1 protein-coding gene is annotated in these 2,208 nt (G+C 68.5%); it reads right to left on the reverse strand.

All coding sequences use genetic code 11. The features are described from left to right. On the reverse strand, positions 1-2,161 hold a 2,161-nt coding region (locus tag IV112_RS20960; RefSeq protein ID WP_304007017.1), incomplete at its 3' end, for a response regulator. Positions 2,162-2,208: the final 47 nt, after the last annotated feature.

The following is a 2,208-nucleotide window of genomic DNA, read 5'->3' on the forward strand; positions in this document are numbered from 1 at the left end:
CACCCTGCACGAAATCAAAAGCCGCCAGTGCCGCATCCAGCGCCTCAAGCTCGCCAGCGGCACCCCCGCCATGCACCGCCTGCAGCCGCGCATGCACATCCAGCGCCTGCATGTCGGAGTTCCTGAGCAAATCATGCAGCTCCTGCAGGTCCGCCAGCAGCGCCGCCTGGTTAGGCGGCTGCGTCGTGGCGCGGCTGTTGGCGCCGACAGCGTCCGCCGGTCTCGGCCTCGCCAGCACGTCGGGTGCCAGACTCTGGGCGACCTGCCCCATCAGTTGCGTGGTGCGGGCCAGCGCCTGGCGCAAATCCGCTCTGAGCGCGTCATGCGCAAAGCCCGCATCGGCCAGCTTCACCTGGCTCTCCGCCGCTTTGGCCAGTTCGGCCATCTGGCTTGCCCCAACCGTGGCCGACAGGCCTTTGAGGGTGTGCAGCAAGCGGCCCGCCCCGCCGAGGTCACCGGCGTGCAGCAGCGTATCGAGCTGCTCGGCCATGGTGGCGATCTCGCCCAGGTAGGACTGCAGGATGCGCAGGTACAAGGCGCGGTTGTGGCCCAGGCGGGCCAGGGCGGCGTCCACATCGCGGGCGTGATCGCTCTGGAGCCGTTCAGCCGGGGCCGCCGGCCCAGCCGAGGGCGGGGTGGGCGCCCGGGCGCGCCCGGTGTAGTGCAGCAGCACCTCAATCAGGTGCGGCAGGTCAAAGGGCTTGCCCACGTGGTCGTTCATGCCGGCGGCCAGACATTCTTCCCGGTCCGAGGCCATGGCGTTGGCGGTCATGGCGATCACGGGCAGCTGGGTCAGGCCCAGGCCGTGGCGAATCGCCTGGGTGGCGGCGTAGCCGTCCATCACCGGCATCTGCAGGTCCATCAGCACGGCATCAAACGGGGGCTGGGCCCGGGCGATGGCCTGTACGCCCAGTTGCCCGTTGTCGGCCAGCTCGACGATGGCGCCCTCGTTGCCGAGCAGTTCCTGGGCGACTTGCTGGTTGATCAGGTTGTCCTCGACCACCAGCAGGCGCAGCCCGTCCAGGCGTGCGCCCTGCTCGGTGCGGGTGCGCTCTCGGGTGCGCAGGTTGCTGTGGCCGGCCTGGGCATCGGCGACGGCGTCAAACAGCATGCTGGCGGTGATGGGCTTGACCAGGAAGGCGTTCAGGCGGGCCTGCTCCTGGGCGCTGCGCTCAGAGAGCATTTCCCGGCCATGGGCGGTGACCATGACGGTGATGGGGGCCGGGGTCTGGGTCGGGGGTGCCAGCTGGCGCAGGCCTTCTATGGTTTGCCAGCCGTCCAGGCCGGGCATCTGCCAGTCCATGAAGATGGCCTGGTAGGCGGGCTGGGCGCTGTCCAGGCGGGCCCGCACCAGGGCCAGGGCCTGCTCGCCGCTGGCGGCGGCGTCGACCTGCCAGCCCCAGGAGCGGGCCATCGCCACCAGCAGCTCGCGGGCGATGGGGTTGTCGTCCACCACCAGCACGCGCAAGGGGCCGGGCAGGCGTTCGGTGACGGGTTCGGGCTGCAGGGCCTGGGCCGGGGCGACTTGCAGGCGGATGCTGAAGTAGAAGTTGCTGCCCTGGCCCAGCACGCTGTGCAGGGCCAGCTCGCCGCCCATGAGGGCGACCAGGCGTTTGGAGATGGACAGGCCCAGCCCGGTGCCGCCAAAGCGGCGCGTGGTGGAGGCTTCGGCCTGGGAGAAGCCGTCAAAGATGTGCTGCTGGTTCTCGGGGGCGATGCCGATGCCGCTGTCGCGCACGCTGAACTGCAGGGTGGTGTGGCTCTCGTTTTGCGCCAGGACCTTGAGCTGGAGGACGACTTCGCCCTTTTCGGTGAATTTGATGGCGTTGCCGCTGAGGTTGATGAGGACTTGCTGCAGGCGCAGGGCGTCGCCCACCAGGGTGGGGGGGATGGCCGGGTCGATGTCAAACAGGATTTCCACCGGCTTTTGCCCGACGTTGGCCGACAGGATGACGGAGAGGTCGCGCAGCAGGCGGTCCACGCGAAAGGGCTGGGGGTCGAGTTCCATCTTGCCGGCGTCGATCTTGGAGAAGTCCAGGATGTCGTTGAGCAGGCCCAGCAGGGATTTGGCCGCACCTTCGGTCTTGCTGGTGTAGTCGAGCTGGCGCGCATTGAGGTCGGTGTTTTGCAGCAGCTTGAGCATGCCCAGGATGGCGTTCATGGGCGTGCGGATCTCGTGGCTCATGTTGGCAAGGAACTGGCCTTTGG

The sequence above is a fragment of the Methyloversatilis discipulorum genome (assembly GCF_018780585.1).
In the GTDB taxonomy this organism is placed as follows: Bacteria; Pseudomonadota; Gammaproteobacteria; order Burkholderiales; family Rhodocyclaceae; genus Methyloversatilis; species Methyloversatilis discipulorum_B.